The 19,135-nt window shown below is 60.7% G+C and carries 20 protein-coding genes and 1 pseudogene; 19 read left to right on the forward strand and 2 right to left on the reverse strand.

All coding sequences use genetic code 11. From position 1 onward, the window contains the following. Positions 1 to 36: 36 nt before the first annotated feature. From IYW40_RS21430 to IYW40_RS19335, 3 genes and pseudogenes are all read left to right on the forward strand, one after another. Positions 37 to 141: pseudogene (locus IYW40_RS21430) on the forward strand (type II toxin-antitoxin system RelE/ParE family toxin); the annotation flags it as partial. Further along, positions 113 to 427: a HigA family addiction module antitoxin gene (locus IYW40_RS19330; RefSeq protein ID WP_196401864.1), complete on the forward strand. Its 315-nt coding sequence runs from the start codon at positions 113 to 115 to the stop codon at positions 425 to 427. The pseudogene IYW40_RS21430 and the gene IYW40_RS19330, both read left to right, overlap by 29 nt. A gap of 84 nt (positions 428 to 511) precedes the next feature. Continuing rightward, positions 512 to 1,075 (forward strand): nicotinate-nucleotide adenylyltransferase, encoded by a 564-nt coding sequence (locus IYW40_RS19335; RefSeq protein ID WP_246720919.1) that lies wholly within the window; start codon positions 512 to 514, stop codon positions 1,073 to 1,075. 57 nt (positions 1,076 to 1,132) lie between these two features. Here IYW40_RS19335 and IYW40_RS19340 read toward each other — a convergent pair whose 3' ends face one another. Together IYW40_RS19340 and rimO are read right to left on the reverse strand one after the other, a co-directional pair. Then, positions 1,133 to 1,465 (reverse strand): hypothetical protein, encoded by a 333-nt coding sequence (locus IYW40_RS19340; RefSeq protein ID WP_196401866.1) that lies wholly within the window; start codon positions 1,463 to 1,465, stop codon positions 1,133 to 1,135. A 47-nt stretch (positions 1,466 to 1,512) separates the two neighbouring features. Next, complete coding sequence (gene rimO / locus IYW40_RS19345) at positions 1,513 to 2,862, reverse strand: 30S ribosomal protein S12 methylthiotransferase RimO (protein WP_196401867.1); 1,350 nt, start codon at positions 2,860 to 2,862, stop codon at positions 1,513 to 1,515. Between the two features lie 349 nt (positions 2,863 to 3,211). Between rimO and IYW40_RS19350 the strand changes: the two genes are divergently transcribed. The 16 genes from IYW40_RS19350 (at position 3,212) to IYW40_RS19420 (ending at position 19,122) form a co-directional block, all read left to right on the forward strand. Then, positions 3,212 to 4,195 carry a beta-ketoacyl-ACP synthase III gene (locus tag IYW40_RS19350; RefSeq protein ID WP_196401868.1) on the forward strand — a complete coding sequence of 328 codons (984 nt, stop codon included), beginning with the start codon at positions 3,212 to 3,214 and terminating at the stop codon, positions 4,193 to 4,195. A gap of 191 nt (positions 4,196 to 4,386) precedes the next feature. Beyond that, positions 4,387 to 5,361 (forward strand): sulfate ABC transporter substrate-binding protein, encoded by a 975-nt coding sequence (locus IYW40_RS19355; protein WP_281432895.1) that lies wholly within the window; start codon positions 4,387 to 4,389, stop codon positions 5,359 to 5,361. Continuing rightward, entirely contained in the window at positions 5,358 to 6,221 is an 864-nt protein-coding gene (cysT, locus tag IYW40_RS19360) for a sulfate ABC transporter permease subunit CysT (protein WP_196401870.1), read from the forward strand. Before IYW40_RS19355 ends, cysT begins: the two co-directional genes overlap by 4 nt. Beyond that, complete coding sequence (gene cysW / locus IYW40_RS19365) at positions 6,214 to 7,104, forward strand: sulfate ABC transporter permease subunit CysW (RefSeq protein ID WP_196401871.1); 891 nt, start codon at positions 6,214 to 6,216, stop codon at positions 7,102 to 7,104. Before cysT ends, cysW begins: the two co-directional genes overlap by 8 nt. A gap of 22 nt (positions 7,105 to 7,126) precedes the next feature. Beyond that, entirely contained in the window at positions 7,127 to 8,197 is a 1,071-nt protein-coding gene (locus IYW40_RS19370; protein ID WP_196402229.1) for a sulfate/molybdate ABC transporter ATP-binding protein, read from the forward strand. Further along, positions 8,194 to 9,006 carry a trans-aconitate 2-methyltransferase gene (gene tam, locus IYW40_RS19375; RefSeq protein ID WP_196401872.1) on the forward strand — a complete coding sequence of 271 codons (813 nt, stop codon included), beginning with the start codon at positions 8,194 to 8,196 and terminating at the stop codon, positions 9,004 to 9,006. Before IYW40_RS19370 ends, tam begins: the two co-directional genes overlap by 4 nt. Before the next feature lie 591 nt (positions 9,007 to 9,597). Then, entirely contained in the window at positions 9,598 to 11,967 is a 2,370-nt protein-coding gene (locus tag IYW40_RS19380; protein ID WP_348644312.1) for an alginate export family protein, read from the forward strand. 153 nt (positions 11,968 to 12,120) lie between these two features. Next, positions 12,121 to 12,267: a hypothetical protein gene (locus tag IYW40_RS21435; protein ID WP_210327376.1), complete on the forward strand. Its 147-nt coding sequence runs from the start codon at positions 12,121 to 12,123 to the stop codon at positions 12,265 to 12,267. 132 nt (positions 12,268 to 12,399) lie between these two features. Further along, complete coding sequence (locus tag IYW40_RS19385; RefSeq protein ID WP_196401874.1) at positions 12,400 to 13,485, forward strand: hydrogenase expression protein HypE; 1,086 nt, start codon at positions 12,400 to 12,402, stop codon at positions 13,483 to 13,485. Between the two features lie 17 nt (positions 13,486 to 13,502). Further along, positions 13,503 to 15,323, forward strand: a complete 1,821-nt coding sequence (locus tag IYW40_RS19390; protein ID WP_175092574.1) for a nickel-dependent hydrogenase large subunit — start codon at positions 13,503 to 13,505, stop codon at positions 15,321 to 15,323. After that, positions 15,320 to 15,841 (forward strand): nitrogen fixation protein NifU, encoded by a 522-nt coding sequence (locus IYW40_RS19395; protein WP_196401875.1) that lies wholly within the window; start codon positions 15,320 to 15,322, stop codon positions 15,839 to 15,841. Before IYW40_RS19390 ends, IYW40_RS19395 begins: the two co-directional genes overlap by 4 nt. A 20-nt stretch (positions 15,842 to 15,861) precedes the next feature. Beyond that, complete coding sequence (locus IYW40_RS19400) at positions 15,862 to 16,485, forward strand: DUF5947 family protein (protein WP_196401876.1); 624 nt, start codon at positions 15,862 to 15,864, stop codon at positions 16,483 to 16,485. Then, positions 16,478 to 17,125 carry a DUF6084 family protein gene (locus IYW40_RS19405; RefSeq protein WP_196401877.1) on the forward strand — a complete coding sequence of 216 codons (648 nt, stop codon included), beginning with the start codon at positions 16,478 to 16,480 and terminating at the stop codon, positions 17,123 to 17,125. Before IYW40_RS19400 ends, IYW40_RS19405 begins: the two co-directional genes overlap by 8 nt. Next, on the forward strand, positions 17,122 to 18,480 hold the full coding sequence (locus tag IYW40_RS19410; RefSeq protein ID WP_196401878.1) for a hypothetical protein: 1,359 nt from the start codon (positions 17,122 to 17,124) through the stop codon (positions 18,478 to 18,480). Before IYW40_RS19405 ends, IYW40_RS19410 begins: the two co-directional genes overlap by 4 nt. After that, positions 18,477 to 18,965, forward strand: a complete 489-nt coding sequence (locus IYW40_RS19415; RefSeq protein WP_196401879.1) for a hydrogenase maturation protease — start codon at positions 18,477 to 18,479, stop codon at positions 18,963 to 18,965. Before IYW40_RS19410 ends, IYW40_RS19415 begins: the two co-directional genes overlap by 4 nt. Before the next feature lies 1 nt (position 18,966). Then, positions 18,967 to 19,122: a hypothetical protein gene (locus IYW40_RS19420; protein ID WP_196401880.1), complete on the forward strand. Its 156-nt coding sequence runs from the start codon at positions 18,967 to 18,969 to the stop codon at positions 19,120 to 19,122. Positions 19,123 to 19,135: the final 13 nt, after the last annotated feature.

The raw sequence follows: 19,135 nt of genomic DNA on the forward strand, positions 1-19,135 counted from the left end.
GAGCCCTTGAAGCGCCCCTTCTCTCGCTGAAAGGCAAGGTTCGGCCAGCATTCGATCAGGATCAATGACCAATGGCGCGTCTGTTTTATCTGGATCGAGGGAGGGCCGTCCGATGTCACGATCGTCGACTACCATGACTGAGCTGTTGCCCAATCCGACCCCGGGCGAAATTCTTGCCGAGGAATTTTTGAAGCCCATGGGACTGAGCCAGAATGCGCTCGCGCGCGCCATTCGCGTGCCGCCCCGCCGCATCAATGAGATCGTTCTTGGCAGGCGCGCGATCACTGCCGACACGGATTTGCGCCTGGCGCGATATTTCGGGATTTCGGAAGGCTTCTTTCTCGGGCTGCAGGCGGACTATGACCTTATGGCCCGGCGCCGGCAGATCGGCTCCGAGCTCGTCGCGATCGAGCCGCGCGCCGCCTGAGAACGCTTGATCTGACCCAAGCTTGCGCCGCATATCGGCTCGATGACTTCCACCCCCGTCCGGCTCCCGCCTCACGCGCCCGGCATGCGCATCGGTCTCTTCGGCGGCTCGTTCGATCCGCCGCATGAGGGCCATGCGCTTGTCTCGCGGCTCGCGCTGACGCGCTTGAAGCTCGATCGGCTGTGGTGGATCGTCTCGCCCGGCAATCCGCTCAAGGACGCGCGCCAACTCCCGTCAATCGAAGGGCGAATAGCGGCGGCGAAAAAGATCCTGCGCGATCCGCGGGTCGCCTTCACCGGATTCGAGGCTGAGATCGGCGCACGCTACACTTGCGACACGCTCGACTATCTTCGCCTCCATTGCCCCGGCGTGCGCTTCGTGTGGATCATGGGCGCCGACAATCTGCTGCAGTTTCATCGCTGGCGGCGATGGCAGGACATTGCGCGGATGACGCCGATCGCCGTCATCGACCGGCCGGGCGCGACGCTCAAAGCCGCCAACGCCAAAGCGGCGGTCTATTTCAAGAGCGCGAGGATTCCCGAGAGCGAGGCCGGTATGCTCGCCGTGACGCCGCCGCCGGCGATCGTCTACCTGCACGGGCCGAGACTCGAGCGTTCGTCGACCGAACTGCGCGCCGGGACGCGTTGATGAACGCGCTCCGGTTCGAATTGAGGGGCGTCCGCTGCTTGGGCGGAAACGCTGCCGCTATTTGCGCTCGAAGAGCGGCAATATCCAGCGCTTATAGGCCCAGAAGCTCAGAGGAATGCCGACGAAGATCGCGACCCACATCAGAGCCGAATTGTCCGTGCTGTGCTCGTAAAAGCCGCCGCCTTCGGTCACGGACTGCGTATAGGGATTGCGCACAAAGAGCGTAATCGCGAATGAGCCGATAAGGATCAGCGCCGTGGCGATGTAGAGGCTGCGGGGAATTACGAACTTCGGCAGCTGCGGCTGCGCCGGCGCATCTTCAGGCCTGGGCTGCGGGGTTTCCTGCGGCTCATTCTGCGGCTTGCCCTCGTCGTGGGGTTCTTCGGTCATGGGCTTCTCTCCCGATATTCTGTGCTTGGCCCCAATATAGGGCTGCTTTAGGTCGCCGCGCCATAGACGTCATATGCCTCAGCGCGCTCGATTTTCGCCGTGACAATGTCACCCACGCGCAGCGGGCGCCGCGACGCGATAAAGGCCGCGCCGTCAATCTGTGGCGCGTCGGCCTTGGTGCGGCCCTTGGCGCGCGCGCCCGATGGTCCGCCGCCCGGCTCGTCGATGATGACTGAAAGGCGCTTGCCGATTTTGCGCTTCATCAGCCGCGCGCTGATCGCCTGCTGTTTCTCCATAAAGCGCTTCCAGCGCGTCTCCTTCACGTCGTCGGGGACGGCAGGTAGGCCAAGCGCCTCGGCCGGCGCGCCGGCGACAGGCTCATATTTGAAGGCGCCGGCGCGGTCGATCTCGGCCTCCTCCAGCCAATCGAGAAGATAATCGAAATCCGCGTCGGTCTCGCCGGGAAAGCCGACGATGAACGTCGATCGCAACGCAAGGTCCGGACACACGTCGCGCCATGCGAGAATGCGCGCCAGGGTCTTTTCATCATTCGCCGGGCGTTTCATGGCCTTCAGCACATTCGGCGCGGCATGCTGAAAAGGAATGTCGAGATAGGGAAGGATTTTCCCTTCCGCCATCAATGGCATGACCTCATCGACATGAGGATAGGGATAGACGTAGTGCAGGCGGACCCAAAGGCCGAGATCGCCAAGTTCGCGCGCCAGATCGAGAAAGCGCGTGCGCACGCTACGGTCGCCGAACATGCTTTCGGCGTAGCGAATGTCGCGGCCGTAGGCGCTCGTGTCCTGCGAAATGACGAGCAGCTCCTTGACGCCGGCGCGCGCGAGCTTTTCCGCTTCGCGCAGCACATCGGCGGCCGGCCGCGAGACGAGCGGCCCGCGCAAATGCGGGATGATGCAGAAGGAGCAGCTGTTGTCGCAGCCTTCCGAGATTTTAAGATAGGCGTAGTGGCGCGGCGTGAGCTTCACGCCCTGTTCGGGGAGAAGGTCGACAAACGGGTCATGCGCGGGCGCGGCGGCCCGATGCACCGCATCGACGACGCTCTCATATTGCTGCGGGCCGGTGATCGCCAGCACCTGCGGGAAGCGCTCCGTTATCGCTTCGGGTTCTGCGCCCATGCAGCCGGTGACGATCACCTTGCCGTTTTCGTTCAGCGCGGCGCCGATCGCTTCGAGCGACTCCGCCTTGGCGCTATCGAGGAAGCCGCATGTGTTGACGATGACGACGTCGGCCCCGGCGTGGGTGCGCGACAGCTCGTAGCCTTCGGCGCGCAGCTGCGTGATGATCCGTTCGCTATCGACGAGGGCCTTCGGACAGCCGAGCGAGACGAAGGAGACGCGCGGGGCGGCGCTCAGCGGCCTCTGTTGTTCCTGCATGGCGCCCCTTGCCATGCGGCGGCGGACTTTGCAATCGCAGGCTCAGCGTTACGCCGTCAGCGCGCCAATGAGAGCGAAGAGCGCGACGGCGGCAAAGATGACAGCGTGGACCATAAACGCAACTCCGACGAGCCCCGAGTTGGCCTAGTCGCGCGCGTTTAAGAAAGCGTTGACGGCCTCGTTTTGGGACAGTCTTCCGTCGCAGGCGCAAAAAAGCCAATAAGTCAGTGACGATTGGGCCCTTGCCGGAGCTCAAAAAGAAAAATTTGCGCTCGGCCTGAGCCGCTCTTAATGAATAGCGCCTCACTATGAGCTTCAGCCACGCCGTCTCAGAAGGAAGCGCCACGTCTTGACGAATTCCATAGTTCTCGGAACTGGGTCTTATGCGCCCCAGCGCGTCATCTCCAATGCCGACCTCGAGAAAATCGTCAGGACGAACAATGAGTGGATCGTCAGCCGCACCGGCATCAAAGAGCGCCGAGTGGCCGCAGATCATGAGGCCACATCGGATTTAGCCGCGGCCGCCGGGCGCGAGGCGCTGCAGTTCGCTGGCGTAAAGCCGGACGACGTCGACATGATCGTCGTGTGCACGGTGACAGGCGATGCGCCGACGCCGTCCTGCGCGTCGTTTGTTCAGGCGCAGCTCGGCGCGAAGAACGCTTTCGCTTTCGACGTCGGCGCGGCCTGCGCCGGCTCTCTTTACGGTCTGTCCATCGCTGACCAGTTCATCAGAACCGGCAAGGTGAAGCGCGCGCTGGTGATTGGCGCCGAGACTCTCAGCCGTTTCGTCGATTGGACCAATCGCGAGACATGCGTGCTGTTTGGCGACGCCGCTGGCGCAATTTTGCTCGGCGCCAGCGAAGAGGAAGGGCGCGGCCTGCTCGCCGCGAGCCTGCGCACGGACGGTTCAATGACGGGCATTCTCGGCATCTATGGCGGCGGCAGCCGCCGCCCGCCATCTGCCGAAATGCTCGAAGAAAAGGCCGGCAAAATCAAGATGCGCGGGCGCGAGGTCTATAGGGTGGCGACGCGGCTGTTGCCTGAAGTGGTCGGCGACACGCTCGAAGCCGCCGGGCTGACCGCGGCCGACGTCGATCACGTAATCGCGCACCAGGCGAATAAGCGCATCATCGAGTCCGCAATGCAGAATCTCGGCGTTCCGTTCGAGAAATGCTGGATCAACATTGACCGCTACGGCAATACGTCGAGCGCCTCGATGCCGATTACGCTCGATGAGGCCAATCGCGCCGGAAAGCTGAAAAAGGGCGACGTCATCGCGATGATGGCGATCGGCGCGGGAATGACCTGGGGCGGCGCAGTGCTGCGCTGGTAGGCGCTTACTTTCGCGGCCGTCCAACTCCAAACTTCACTGACGCGACAACTTGACCCGTGTTTTTTGCGCCTTGCCCGATCAGTCTACTCATGCTAGTGACTTTGTAGACTATTGGAGGGACGCCACCCATGAGTGAGAATTTACAGAAGAAGCTTGGTCTTGGGATTTTAGGGGGCTTGGCTGCGCTTACGATGCTGGCGAGCGCGCATTCTCAAGCGGGGCAGACGTTCCTGAACGTCTCCTATGACCCGACGCGCGAACTCTACAAGGCGATCAACCCCGCTTTCGCGGCGGACTGGAAAGCCCGGACCGGCGAAACAATCGAGCTTCAGGCGTCGCATGGCGGCTCGGGCGCGCAGGCGCGCGCGGTGATCGAGGGGCTGAACGCTGATGTCGTGACGCTGGCGCTCGCCGCCGACATCGACGCGATCGCCAGCAAGAGCGGCAAGATTCCGGTCGATTGGCAAAAGCGCCGACCGAATAACTCGTCGCCCTATACGTCGACGATCGTGTTTCTCGTCCGCAAGGGCAATCCGAAAGCTGTCAAGGATTGGGACGATCTGGCCAAGCCCGGCGTCGCGGTGATCACGCCCAACCCCAAGACGTCCGGCGGCGCTCGTTGGAATTATCTTGCGGCCTGGGGCTATGGGCTGAAAAAATTTGGCGGCGACGAAGCCAAGACCAAAGATTTTGTCAAGGCGATCTACAAGAACGCCCCGGTCATGGACACTGGGGCGCGAGGCTCGACGATCACCTTCGCCCAGCGCGGCATCGGCGACGTGCTCCTTGCTTGGGAGAACGAAGCCTTCCTTGCGCTGAAGGAATTCGGCGCTGACAAGTTCGAGATCGTGACGCCGCCGCAATCCATTCTGGCCGAGCCGCCGGTCGCCGTCGTCGACGCCAACGCCGACGCCAAAGGCAACAGGCAGCTCGCGGAAGCCTATCTCGACTTCCTCTATTCGCCGCCGGCGCAGGCGATCATCGCACGCAATTTCTATCGTCCCGTCCATCCCGAATATGCGGCGAAGGACGACGTAAAGAAATTCGCCAAGATCGATTTCATCACCGTCGATAAAAGTTTCGGCGGCTGGGCGGCGGCGCAAAAGAAGCATTTCGCCGACGGCGGCATTTTCGACGACATCCAGAAACAAGAGCTGACAAGGTGACCTCCCCGAGCCTTGTCGGCAAAAACGCTCGGCGCTTCGCGGCGCCGAGCGTCATTCCAGGCTTCGGCCTGACCTTCGGCTATACGCTGATCTATCTTGGCCTCATTGTCCTCTTTCCGCTCGCCACGCTCATCTGGCAGTCATCGGGACTGGGATTTTCCGGCCTTTACGCGATCGCCTCGGAGCCGCGCGTCGCCGCGTCGCTGCGCACGACGTTCTTCATTTCCTTCGCGGCGGCGGTCGTCGACCTGTTCTTTGGCCTCATCGTCGCCTGGGTGCTCACAAGATACGATTTTCCCGGCCGTCGACTGCTCGACGCATTCGTCGATCTGCCCTTCGCGTTGCCGACGGCCGTGGCCGGCATTTCGCTTGCGGCGCTCTATTCGCCGAATGGCTGGTTGGGCGCGCCGCTCGCCGACTACGACATCAAGGTCGCTTACACCCGCTGGGGCATTCTGGTCGCGCTCATCTTCATTGGCTTGCCGTTCGTCGTGCGCACGGTGCAGCCGATTATTTCCGAGCTCGAAGCGGAACTCGAGGAAGCCTCCGCCACTCTCGGCGCGGGCAGGCTACAAACCGTCATCCGTGTGATGCTGCCGCCCCTGGCGCCGGCGCTGCTCACCGGCTTCGCGCTCGCCTTCGCCAGAGCCATTGGCGAATATGGATCCGTGATCTTCATCGCCGGCAATATCGCTTACGTCTCCGAGATCGCGCCGCTGCTCATCGTCGTGAAGCTTGAACAATATGATGTCCCGGGCGCGACCGGAATCGCGACGATCATGCTGGCGATTTCCTTCGCCGCGCTGCTTCTCATCAATCTGGTCCAGGCATGGAGCCGCAGGAGATTCGGCCATGTCTGAGATCGCGGTCACGTCCAGCGGCCGCGGTCGCGGCGTCAAACTGCGTCCGGTCACGCAGGACTCGTCGTTTGCGCGCTACGCCCTTATTGCGACCGCGGTGCTGTTTCTCGCCATCTTTCTTTTGGCGCCGCTTGCCATCGTCTTCGTTGAAGCCTTCAGCAAAGGGCTTGGCCCCTTTCTGACCGCGTTCGGCGATCCAGACGCGCGCGCCGCGATTCGTCTGACGCTTCTTGTCGCGGCGATCGCTGTGCCGGCCAATCTTGTGTTCGGACTCGCGGCGTCGTGGTCGATCGCCAAATTTTCCTTTCCCGGCAAGAGCGTTCTCATCACGCTGATTGATCTTCCGTTCTCCGTATCGCCGGTCGTCGCCGGCCTCGTCTATGTGCTGGTGTTTGGCGGCCAGGGCCTCTTCGGCCCGTGGCTCGCGGCTCACGGCGTGCAGATCATCTTTGCCGTGCCCGGCATCGTGCTGGCGACCATCTTCGTCACCTTTCCTTTCGTTGCGCGCGAACTCATTCCGTTGATGGAGGAGCAGGGCAAGATCGAGGAGGAAGCGGCGCTCACGCTCGGGGCCTCCGGCTTCAAGACTTTTCTCACCGTGACGCTGCCCAACATTAAATGGGGCCTGCTGTACGGCGTGCTGCTGTGTAACGCCCGCGCCATGGGCGAATTCGGCGCCGTTTCGGTCGTATCGGGCCACATACGCGGCTTGACCAACACAATTCCGCTTCAGGTGGAGATACTCTACAATGAGTACAATAATGTCGCCGCTTTCGCGCTCGCGGTTCTTCTTGCAGGCTTGGCGCTTGTCACACTCGGGCTCAAGACGTTCCTCGAATGGCGTCACGCCGACGCGCTCTCCGGACGCGCTCGCCGCGACTGAAGGAAGTAAGCGCGGAACGTCCATTCGCATCGAGGGAGTCGCGCAGGATTTCGGCGCCTTTCCGGCCTTGCGCGACGTCAGCCTTCACATTCAGCCTGGCGAACTCGTCGCGCTGCTCGGACCCTCGGGCTCCGGCAAGACGACGCTGCTGCGCGTGATCGCGGGTCTCAATTCTCCTGATCGCGGCCGGATCCTCTTCGACGGCGAGAATGCGACCAATCTTCCGGTGCAGGACCGCCATGTGGGCATGGTGTTTCAGAACTATGCGCTCTTCAAACATATGACCGTCGCCGACAACATCGGCTACGGTCTGAGAGTTCGTCCCAGACGCACGCGTCCCTCGCGGGCGGCGATCAAGGCGCGCGTCGCGGAGCTGCTGCAATTTGTGCAGCTCGACGGTCTTGGCGGCCGCTATCCGGCGCAGCTCTCCGGCGGCCAGCGTCAGCGCGTCGCCCTCGCGCGCGCGCTCGCCATCGAGCCGCGCGTGCTGCTTCTGGACGAGCCATTTGGCGCGCTTGACGCGCGCGTGCGCAAGGATTTGCGCCGCTGGCTGCGCGACATTCATAAGCAAACAGGATTGACGACGGTCTTCGTCACGCATGATCAGGATGAAGCGATGGAGCTTGCAGATCGCGTCGTCGTGCTCAACGAAGGCCGCATCGAACAGATTGGCACGCCTGAAGAACTTTACGATCGTCCGGCTTCGCCGTTCGTCATCTCCTTCGTTGGCGAAGCGATCGCGTTGCCCGTCACCATCTCCGACGGCCACGTAACATTCGGCGGCCGCGAATTGCACATCGACACCCACGGCTTGCGTAGCGGGCCGGCGAGGGTCTTCTTCCGCCCGGCGGACATCGCCGTCACGGCGGAAGGGAGCGGCGATCTTGAAGGACGCGTCGAGAGCCTGCGGCGCACGCCTGCCGGCGTTCGCGCCACGATCGCCATCGACGGCTATGATCAAACGCTTGAGATCGACTCGCCGCTCGAACGTTCGGCTTCGCTCGGCGGCCGCGTTCCGCTCTCGCTGGCGAAAGCCCGCATCTTTCCGGCGGACGAGAACGGCGACTATGTCAACGCCGGAGACGGCATTTGAGCGCGGCGCCTGCTGACGCGATCGATGCGAAGAATGCCGCCAACGACTGGAATTCGGCGCTCTATCTGAAATTCGAAGCGGAGCGCACGCGCGCCGCGCGCGACCTGCTTGCGCACGTGCCTTATTGCGACACGCGCGTGGTTTTCGACCTCGGATGCGGACCTGGAAACAGCACGCAGCTCCTCGCGATGAGCTTTCCCGGCGCCGACATCATCGGGATCGACAAATCCGACAATATGCTATCGGTCGCCCGCGCGCGCACGCCCACCGCGACCTTTATTAAGGAGGATATCGCGCATTGGCGCCCGTCGGAGCCCGCCGATCTCATCTTCGCCAATGCGGCGCTGCATTTCCTTCCCGATCATCGCGGGTTGATGACCAGGCTTTTGAGTTATTTGCGGCCCGGCGGACGTCTTGCGGTCCAGATGCCGAACAATACGCATGAGCTTTCGCACGCGGCGATGCGCATGGTGGCGGCGGAAGGCCCTTGGGCGCCGCGTCTGCTTCCAGTCGCCAAGTCGATCATGACGCTCGGTCCGCTCGAGGAATATTACAATCTGCTCGCGCCGCTCTGCAGCACGATCGACATTTGGCAGACGGTCTATGTCCACCCGCTCGACGGCCCTGACGGCGTGGTCGAGTGGTTCGAAGGATCGGGCCTTCGTCCATTTCTTGATTTGCTCGATGAACATGAGCGCGCCGAATTTCTCACGCGCTACAGAGATAGGCTCGCACAGGCCTATCCCCGCCAGCCGGACGGCAAAGTGCTTCTGCGGTATCCGCGCCTCTTCTTCGCCCTGCAGAAATAGGGCGGCGGTCTAGGTCTCTGGTCGCTACGGCGGCGCCCAATCCAACAAACTGTGACATTGCCGCAACGCTTTCGCTTGATGCGCTATTTAGTCTACTAAATCGATAGACAAAAAGCTAATGGTTCGCTTTACTGCCTCTTGCGGCGTGGACGGAAATGGCTCGCAGAGGGCACTACCCACGGCGGACGAGAGAGAGCTGGAATGTCGAAGCGAAAATTCAGGCGCGGGCTGCAGTTACGGCGTTTACTGTGGCTATTTCGCAACAGCGCAAGTCGAAAAATCGAGTTGACTAAAACATGAGCTTAACAGCTCAACCGTGACGGCATACCGATATGTATACGATTTACACATCGGTACGTCGTTCAAAGCGCGTCAACCGGAGTTGGGTTAAGCGATACGGGACAAAAATCGATGTCGACAAGCAAAAACAGAAAGAAGTTAAGGTTAGCCGCGTTTGGCGCCGTTGTCGGCGCCGCCTTTAGCGTTCCCGAAATCGCGGGCGCCGAAGGCAAAACGCCCTCAAACGAAGTTTCTGGAAAAGTGGGTCAGTCGGATAGCGGCGCAAAAACAGCCGCGCCGGAAAAAGGGTCAGTGAAGACGAAGACCAATGGCGCGGGTGTCGCTGCTGGTCCCGGGGCGCCAGCGGCCCCGCTGGTGAAGAAGAGTTATTACGTGCCGACCCGCGGCTATCGCTTGGAGCCGCAGCCCGACATTCCGCCTTATGTGCGCAATCTGGCTAAGACCTACAAGGAATTCGAAGGCATCGACTGGCTGAACGTCGGTCTCGATTCGCGCGTGCGTTTTGAATATCGCAAGGACGATTATCGGCCTTGGACGAACACGACGACCAATCCGCCGACGTCGCAGCGCAAGTATTTTCCCAATTCGCTTTGGCTGTCGCGCACGCGGGCCTATCTGGGCGTGCAGAACATCCTCGATCCCTTTCGATTCGTCCTCGAATTTCAGGACTCGCGCGCCTACAACAGCATCTATGAATATCAGGGCCAGGAGATTAATCAGACGGAGCTCATTTCGGGCTATGGCGAACTCTTTTTCAAGGACGCCTTCGGCAAGGACGATCTCGGCAATGATCGGCCGCTGACCCTTCGCGCCGGACGCTTCCACTTCGAGCTGCTCGACAGACGATTGATCGCCGAGAATGAGTTTCGCAACACGACCAACAACTTTGACGGCTTCCGGATCAAAATCGGCAAGAAGGATAATGACTGGGATATCGACAGTTTCCTGATGCGGCCGGTTATTCGTTATCCATATCAATTCGACAGACCTGACTGGCAGAACTGGATCTACGGCAGCGTGTTCAGTATCCGCCGCTGGTCGGAATATGCGACGATCCAGCCTTATTTTTTGGGCCGCAAGCAATATGGAGATCCGCTCAACGTCTCGAACGCGCTGAAGTTTCATCGCGACACATACGCGCCCGGCCTGCGCGTCTATGGCGTGATCAACGACTTCGATTACGACGTCGACATCAACAAGCAGTTTGGCGAAACCGGTGAATTCCGCGATTTCGGCGCGCGCCGCAACGCCGTTCAAACGACGGTCCAGCACGACGCCATCGCCTATGCGTTTGAGGCGGGCTACACATTTTCAGATCATCCATGGAAGCCGCGGATCAGCGCCAACTACGCCTATGGCTCGGGCAATAAGAGTCCGTTCGACAGCGCCAATCAGACCTTCGACATCTTCTATGGCTTCAACCAGCCGTTCTCGCGCAACGACTATATCGCCTGGAATAATGTCAAAGCGCCTAAGGCGCGCTTGGAATTTTCGCCTTTCAAAGATCTCCGGATCGATACGGCGTTCAGCGCCTATTGGCTGGCGAGCGCCGCCGCCGCTTGGGACCGGGCTAATCTCTTTGCGCCGCTCGGCAACAGAGGCACATTCATCGGTACGGAATATGATCTGCGCATCCGCTACAAACTAAATCAGTTCATCAATTTGACGGCGAGCTACTCGCGTTTCTGGCCGGGCTCGTTTACGTCGAGCTTCGCGCCGCCGGTCGCGCTGCAGCCGTTCTTCCCGCAATCTTTTTCCGGACAGAGCACGACCACGAATGGTCTGACCGGGCGCCCGACCGACTTCTTCTATCTGGAAGTCTCAGCCAATGCCTTTGGCGACGGCAATCCGATCACCAAGCCGCCGGGCTCGGATTTTCTCGCTCTCTTCTCGCCTGAGGGGCCTCCCCCGCCGCCTGCGCCGCCGCCAAGCTGGTCTGACGTCTACGTCGGCCTCAATGGCGGCGGGGCGTGGTCGAGCCCGCGGTCGTTCGTACAGCCCTGGCCCTTCGGCGCAGCCGCCGCGAGTCCAGCCGTGGCCACCAGCGCGACGCCGATCGACCAGACGAACCATCTCGCCGGCTTCATCGGCGGTTTCCAGATTGGCGCCAATTGGAAGTTCGCCGACAGCTTCTTGGCCGGCGCCGAGGCGGATCTGCACGGCGTTTCCGGCAACACCGACACGCGGTGGCAAGCGACCCTGGCGCAAGGGGGCGGCAATAGTTTCGTCACTTATGCGCAGCGCACCGCGACCCTCAATTATCTGGGAACGATCCGCGGCCGATTGGGCTATCTCGTCACCCCGACGCTCGCCCTCTATGGCACGGGCGGCATGGCCTATGGCGGCGTCGTTTCCAACGCCGCGATCTTCACCCGAAGAATTGGCGGCACGAACCAGACGCTCGTCAATCCCGTCTATCAGGACAGCTTGATCGGCTGGACGGCGGGCGGCGGCGCTGAATGGATGTTCACGCCCGATTGGAGCGTCAAGGTCGATTATCTTCGCTACGATCTCGGCAATGCGACCGCTTCCGCCTTCGCGGCGCAGTCGAATGGCTTTTACGCTTACGGCGCGTCAAGCTCGACGCGCTTCAATGGCAACCTCATCCACGCCGGCGTCAACCGCCACTTCGATCTCATCAGCATCGCAGAAGCGAAATAGGCTCAAGCTGAAGTGCGAGGCGCTGCGTCAGTTAAGGCAGCGCCAGTGCGCGACTGAAGTGCGCTTACAGGGCCGCTTCAGTCGCGCTCTCGCCTTCAATTTCGTTCGGCCGGGAACGGCGATCGCGCTGCACGGCTCAACACTGCGCCAGCCATGCTGGAAGAAATGCGTCGCATGGGCGAAGAAGAACTTGCGCGCCCGGCAGTGTCGTTCTGGCGGTCCGGCATGGCGCACGAGCTGTGCATTTTGTTCCTTCCTAGGAACATTTCTCAAGTACCAGAGTTTTCCTTCAGTCTCTGACGGGCCTGTCCGCCGCCGCTGCGTGCGGGCGACGGTTGGGTGCGCGTCGCCAAGCGAAAGCTGAGCAAGCTGGCCCGGATTGAAATTTTATGTGTCGGCCCTCGCCACGTCTTTTGGTGAAAGGATTGACCGATGGCTCCAAATTCCAATCCAGCCCCAAAAGGAAAAGAACGGCCTTCCTCCACAATCGAAGAGCTTGATGTGCTCTGGCTTACGGCAGGACTGAGTTGCGACGGCGACTCGGTCTCAATCACCGCCGCCAGCGAACCGAGCATAGAAGACGTCATTCTTGGAGCGATCCCCGGACTACCGAAGGTGCGCTTGCACAATGCAGTGCTCTCCTACGAAGTGGGCGATGACTTCATGAAGGCCTTCCACCAAGGCGCGCGGGGCGAACTCGAAAACTTCGTGCTTGTGGTCGAAGGCTCTATCCCGAACGAGAAGCTCAGCGGCGATGGCTATTGGGCTGCGATTGGCACGGATGCGGCGACTGGCCAGCCGATCAGAACCACTGAATGGATCGACCGATTAGCGCCAAAGGCGCTTGCCGTAATTGGCGCCGGAACATGCGCGACATTTGGCGGCATCCACGCGATGAAAGGCAATCCAACCGGTTGCATGGGCCTTCAGGACTATCTGGGCGCCGAGTGGAAATCAAAAGCCGGTCTCCCGATCGTCAACGTTCCAGGCTGTCCTGTCCAGCCCGACAATTTCATGGAGACATTCCTCTACCTGCTGCGCCAGCTCGCCGGTCTGGCGCCGATGATTCCCGTCGACGGACACGGCCGCCCGCGCTGGCTGTTTGGTCCCACCGTTCATGAGGGATGCGACCGCGCCGCTTACTACGAAGAGGCCGATTTCGCGCAAGAGTATGGCTCGCGGAAGTGCCTGGTGAAGATCGGCTGCTGGGGCCCGGTTGTTCAATGCAACGTGCCCAAGCGGGGTTGGATCGCTGGTCTCGGCGGTTGCCCAAATGTCGGCGGCATCTGCATCGGCTGCACCATGCCGGGCTTTCCCGACAAGTTCATGCCGTTCATGGACGAACCGCCCGGCGCCCGCATCTCATCGGTTCTCATCAAGCCTTACGGCGTGCTGATCCGCAATTTGCGGAAAATCACCAATCACACGCTCAACAAGGAGCCAAGGTGGCGCAACAAGGAGCCGACTTACACAACCGGGTACGATCCTGATCAGCCGAACAAAACTCATCCACTCTAAAGTAAGGGACTGCGATCATGGTCGACCTTGCAACGCGTCGCTCCGCGTCTCCGAGCCCCCATAAAGCGTCGCCAAATCTTGTCGAGATGAATTGGGATCCGATTACCCGGATCGTCGGCAGTCTCGGAATTTTCACCAAAATTGATTTCGAAAATCGGCAGGTCGCCGAATGTCACAGCACGTCGTCGATCTTTCGCGGCTACAGCATTTTCATGAAGGGCAAAGATCCCCGTGATTCCCACTTCATCACCAGTCGCATCTGCGGAATCTGCGGCGACAATCACGCGACGTGCTCGGTCTATGCGCAGAATATGGCCTATGGCATCAAGCCGCCGCCGCTCGCCGACTGGATCATCAATCTCGGCGAAGCCGCGGAATATATGTTCGACCACAATATCTTTCAGGACAACCTCGTCGGTGTCGATTTCTGCGAGCAGATGGTCAAGGAAACCAATCCAAGCGTCTGGGTAAAGGCGCAACGGACCCCGGCGCGGAACTCGGACGCGCATGGCTATCGCACGATCGCCGAGATCATGACCGCGCTCAATCCTTTTTCCGGCGAATTCTACCGTGAGACATTGATTGTAAGTCGCTACACGCGTGAGATGTTCAGCCTGATGGAGGGGCGCCATGTGCACCCCTCCACTCTTTATCCGGGCGGCGTCGGCACCGTCCCGTCGAACCAGCTCTTCACCGAATATCTCACAAGACTCGTACGCTACGCCGAATTCATGAAAAAATGCGTGCCGCTGCACGATGATTTGTTCGACTTCTTTTACGAAGCGCTGCCGGGTTACGAGGAAGTCGGACGTCGACGAATTCTGCTGGGGTGCTGGGGCGCGTTTCAGGACCCGAACCATTGCGACTACAATTATAAACATATGACCGACTGGGGCCGGAAGATGTTCGTCACCCCGGGCGTTGTCGTCGACGGCAAGCTTGTCACGACCGACCTCGTCGACATCAATTTGCAGATTCGCATATTGCGCGGGCAGTCCTACTACGACGACTGGGACAATTGTGAAACCTTCGTCAAGACGGATCCGCTGGGCAATCCGGTCGATCAGAAGCATCCGTGGAATCAGACGACCATCCCGAGGCCGCAGAAGCGCGACTTCGACAAGAACTATTCCTGGGTCATGTGTCCGCGCTGGCTCGACAAGAGCAGCGGAGATCATCTGCCGCTCGACACCGGCGGAGGCGCCTTTGCGCGTCTGTTCTCCACGGCGCTGGCAGGGCTCGTCGACATGAACGGCTATGTCAAAGCCACGGGCGACAGCGTGAAGATCAATCTCCCCAAAACGGCGCTCAAACCTGCGGTGGAGTTCGAATGGAAGGTTCCAAAGTGGAGCAACGCGATCGAACGCGATCGGGCGCGCACCTATTTTCAAGCCTATTGCGCCGCCGCGGCCTATTATTTCCTGGAACAGGCCTTCGCAGAGATTCAGGCGGGCCGCACAAAGACCTTTACGCCATTCGAGGTTCCGGATGAGGCGATCGGCTGTGGCTTCCACGAGGCGGTGCGCGGCGTGCTGTCGCACCATCTCGTCATAAAAGACAAGAAAATCGCCAATTATCATCCCTATCCGCCGACACCGTGGAACGCGACGCCGCGAGACGATTTCGGAACGCCTGGACCTTACGAGGACGCGGTTCAGAACACGCCGATCTTCGAAGAGAATGGTCCGGACAAGTTTAAGGGCATCGACATCATGCGCGCGGTGCGCAGTTTCGATCCCTGTCTGCCATGCGGCGTGCATATGTATGTGGGCGGCGGCAAGACCGTTAAGACCACGCACTCGCCCATGTTCGGCGCCTCGCGAAAGCCGTCGCCATGAGCGGAGAAGCGCGCGAGACGGAGACGCTGGAGCAGTCACTGGCCCGGCTGGAAAGGCTGACGGCCGCGCTCGAGGGGATCGCGGACGGGACGGGGCGGGAGGCGGCGCGTGAGTTGCTGGCGCTCGTGCTCGATTTGCACGCGCGCTCGCTGGCGCGACTCAGCACAATCATTGCAGCATCGGACGATAGCGCCGCCATACTCGAGAAGATCGTCGAGGATCGGGCCCTTCGGGCAATATTGCTCCTCCACGGGCTACATCCGCATAGCGTGGAGGATCGTCTACAGGATGTCATCGCGCGCATGCAGCCACAATGGAGCGCGCGCGGCCTCCATGTGAGCCTCATGAGTGCGAGTAAAGCCTTTGCAATGGTTCAGCTGCAAAGGAATGGCGTTGCTGAGCCTACCGACCAGTTGCGGCTGGAAATCGAGAACGCTCTCACCGACGCGGCGCCGGACCTCGACGATATTTTGATCGAAATGGACATGACAGCCTTTTACGTCGAAACCGCCGCCTAGCCACAAAGAGGCGCGAGAGCATGGAAAGAATAGAATCGGGGAATTGGGCGTCTCGGCTGCAGCGCTTCGTGCGCGCGACGGAAGAAGAGCATTGCGAGTTCTGCTCGAAGGCCATCAATTCCCGCCACGCGCATTTGGTTGAGCGCGCGACGCGAAAGTTCTTTTGCGCTTGTCCCCAATGTGCGTTCCTCTTGGGAGGGGGAGAGCGTTTTGCCGCCTTGCGCGCACGCGCCGATGCGCTGCACGACGTCGATCTGAGCGACGTCGAATGGGAGGGGTTTCGCATCCCAATTGATCTCGCATTCGTGTTCCACAGCACGCCGGCGCAGGGTCCGGTGGCGATCTATCCAGGTCCGGCCGGAGCGATCGAGTCTCCTTTTGCCGCCGATGGCTGGTCGCGACTGATCGCGGCCAATCCGATGTTGGCCGACCTTGATCCGGACGTTGAGGCGTTGCTCGTCAATCGAATGAATGGCGCACGGGAATACTATCTTGTTTCGATTGATCGCTGCTATGCGCTCATTGGGCTGATCCGAAGGCATTGGCGCGGATTGTCCGGCGGCGAAGAAGTCTGGGAGTCTGTTCGCGACTATTTTAGCACGCTGCGAGACGACGTCGAGACGAAGGACAGGGTTCATGGTTGATCTCGACTTTCGCATCGAAGACGTCAAAGTCGAGAAATATTCGGCGGCGCCGCTGCTGCTGTTTGCGTTGCATGTCGTAAACAAGACGCCGGATCTAGCCATTCTCAACGTGATGTTGAACTGCCAGATCCGTATCCAGCCTGCGCGGCGGCGCTATGACGGCGATGAGCACGATCGGCTTTCCGATCTCTTTGGTCATCCGTCGCGCTGGGGCGAGACGATGCGGAGTTTCCTTTGGACGCACGCGAGCGTTTCCGTTCCCGCCGTCAACGCTGAACGCAGGATCGATCTGCCGGCGCCTTGCAGCTATGACTTCAACATTGCAGCGACGAAATATTTTCATGGCCTGGAGCAGGGCGACGTTCCGCTCAATTTTCTGTTCAGCGGCTCGATTTTTTACCGCGACAGCGAAGGCAGGCTTCAGATCGAGCAGGTCGCTTGGAGCAAGGAATGTGCGTATCGTCTGCCCTTAAGCGTATGGCGCGCGATGATGGAGCATTACTATCCGCAGAGCATGTGGCTCTGCCTGCATCGCGACGCTTTTGACGAACTGGACCGGTACCGGCGCCGGCAAGGACTTCCGACATTTGAACGCGCCTTGCAGGCGCTACTCGAAGCCAACGCGGCGGAGGCGACATGAAACTTGACTCCATCAGAGCGATCGCCAACGCCGTTCTTTACGAGGGCTACATCCTTTATCCCTATCGGCCATCGTCAATAAAGAATCGTCAGCGCTGGACGATCGGGGGCGTCTTTCCGAAGGCGTTCGATCAACAGGGCGACGCCTCTCGCATGGAGACGCAAGTTCTCGTGCGGGGCGGAGAGCAGGCGGCGTTCAACGTCCATTTTCGATTTTTGCAGGTCATGACGCGCGAGGTCGGACAGTTGGCGACGCTGGCGCAAGAGCTTCCGGAAGAGGGCGAGCCGGCGCTGACGCGCGTTCCGAGCTTCAATGTCGACGGTCGGGAGTTGCTGGCCTGGGAGGAGGCGATCGAACGGGAGATCGCCATAGGGCCGCTGCGGCCGGCAGATATTCAAGAGGTAGCGACTGTCTTGCCGTTCCGCTTCGAAGGCGCACGCGAAATTGAGCCGGTGCGCGCCCAGGACGGCTGCATCGCGGCCGTTCTCATTCGTACGTCGCATAAGATTCAGGGCGTCATCGATGCGAAGGCGCAGAGGCTCGCGTCGGACGTGTGGAAGCTGACGATAGGAATCGAGAACGTCACGCCGCTTGCGGGCGCGGATCGTGAGAAACGCGCAGCAGCGCAACTTCGCGCCTTCGCCTCAACGCATGCAATCCTCACGGTTGAAGATGGCGCGTTTGTCTCGTTGCTCGATCCTCCGGACGATCTGCGGGAAGCTGCGGCGCAGTGTCGAAATGTCGGCGCTTTCCCGGTGCTGGTCGGGGGACAAGACAATAGCGCCATGCTCGGTTCGCCGATCATCCTCTATGATCATCCGGCGATCGCGCCGGAAAGTCCCGGCGACCTCTTCGACGGCACTGAGATCGACGAAATCTTGACGCTTCGCATCCTCGCGATGACCGACGCCGAAAAACGCGAGATGGCGTCCGTCGACGCCCGTGCGCGCGCGCTTCTGGAGCGCACGCATGCTTTGACCGCCGAGGACATGGCGCGACTTCATGGCGTCATGCGCGATCACCGCTCTCAGGCCAGTCCGATTGAACCGCCGCCGATGGGCGGGGATCATGAGAAGCCCCGCCTCGTCTCGCTGCTGGAGAGCGGACGCAGCCTATGTGTCGGCGCCCGCGTGCGACTACGTCCAAAATCGGGCGGCGACATCATGGATATTGCGCTGAAAGACAAGATCGCGGTCATCGAGGCGATCGAGCGCGATTTCGAGGACCGGATCCATGTCGCGGTGACGTTGATCGACGATCCGGGCCGGGATCTCGGCGCAGCGGGTTTTCCCGGACATCGCTTCTTTTTCAGCCAGGAGGAGATCGAGCCGATTGCCGCGGGAGATGGAGCATGACCTCTATTCTCGTGGCCTGCGTCGGCAACATCTTTAGCGGCGATGACGCCTTCGGATTCGAGGTGGCGCGCCGGCTCTCACAGGTCACGCTCCCGGACGGGGTACGCGTGATCGATTTCGGCATTCGCGGAATAGATCTCACCTACGCGCTGATGGATGGCTATGACGCCGTGATTCTTGTCGATGCGGCGCAGCGAGGGCAAGCGCCGGGCGTCGTCTCAGTGGTGGAGCCCGACCTCATCGAGGCAGGAGACTCCACACCCGAGGATCTGTCGCTTTCGCCGCATGAGCTCGATCCGGCGAAAGTTCTTCGCCTGGCGTCGGCGCTCGGCGGAAGTTGCCGGCGCGTGCTCCTGGTTGCGTGCGAACCGCTGACGCTTGGCGGCGAGGAAGGCCTCATGGGTTTGAGCGAGCCTGTCACGGCGGCGGTGGCCGTCGCCGCCGAGACGGTGGAAGAGCTGATCGATGGAATGTTGGCGGCGTAACATGGCGCAATTCGCGCTCGCGCCGCGTATCGGAAAAGGGAGAAACGTCATGAGCGGATGGGAGATTACAGGAATCGTCCTGGGGGTTATCATCCTCATATTGCTCGTCATCAATGCGAAGGACCTCTATCGCTATATCAAGATCAGCAACATGTGAGGCTGACAACGAT

Origin of the sequence: Methylocystis sp. H4A, from assembly GCF_015709545.1 — a bacterium.
Taxonomy (GTDB): domain Bacteria; phylum Pseudomonadota; class Alphaproteobacteria; order Rhizobiales; family Beijerinckiaceae; genus Methylocystis; species Methylocystis silviterrae.

Coding starts and splice junctions, on each gene's coding strand:
- rimO (WP_196401867.1), bottom strand. CDS start 2,862: ATGCAGGAACAACAGAGGCCGCTGAGCGCCGCCCCGCGCGTCTCCTTC.
- IYW40_RS19340 (WP_196401866.1), bottom strand. CDS start 1,465: ATGACCGAAGAACCCCACGACGAGGGCAAGCCGCAGAATGAGCCGCAG.
- IYW40_RS19400 (WP_196401876.1), top strand. CDS start 15,862: ATGGAAAGAATAGAATCGGGGAATTGGGCGTCTCGGCTGCAGCGCTTC.
- IYW40_RS19405 (WP_196401877.1), top strand. CDS start 16,478: ATGGTTGATCTCGACTTTCGCATCGAAGACGTCAAAGTCGAGAAATAT.
- IYW40_RS19390 (WP_175092574.1), top strand. CDS start 13,503: ATGGTCGACCTTGCAACGCGTCGCTCCGCGTCTCCGAGCCCCCATAAA.
- IYW40_RS19395 (WP_196401875.1), top strand. CDS start 15,320: ATGAGCGGAGAAGCGCGCGAGACGGAGACGCTGGAGCAGTCACTGGCC.
- IYW40_RS19330 (WP_196401864.1), top strand. CDS start 113: ATGTCACGATCGTCGACTACCATGACTGAGCTGTTGCCCAATCCGACC.
- IYW40_RS19385 (WP_196401874.1), top strand. CDS start 12,400: ATGGCTCCAAATTCCAATCCAGCCCCAAAAGGAAAAGAACGGCCTTCC.
- cysW (WP_196401871.1), top strand. CDS start 6,214: ATGTCTGAGATCGCGGTCACGTCCAGCGGCCGCGGTCGCGGCGTCAAA.
- IYW40_RS21435 (WP_210327376.1), top strand. CDS start 12,121: ATGCTGGAAGAAATGCGTCGCATGGGCGAAGAAGAACTTGCGCGCCCG.
- IYW40_RS19410 (WP_196401878.1), top strand. CDS start 17,122: ATGAAACTTGACTCCATCAGAGCGATCGCCAACGCCGTTCTTTACGAG.
- IYW40_RS19415 (WP_196401879.1), top strand. CDS start 18,477: ATGACCTCTATTCTCGTGGCCTGCGTCGGCAACATCTTTAGCGGCGAT.
- IYW40_RS19335 (WP_246720919.1), top strand. CDS start 512: ATGCGCATCGGTCTCTTCGGCGGCTCGTTCGATCCGCCGCATGAGGGC.
- IYW40_RS19355 (WP_281432895.1), top strand. CDS start 4,387: ATGCTGGCGAGCGCGCATTCTCAAGCGGGGCAGACGTTCCTGAACGTC.
- IYW40_RS19420 (WP_196401880.1), top strand. CDS start 18,967: ATGGCGCAATTCGCGCTCGCGCCGCGTATCGGAAAAGGGAGAAACGTC.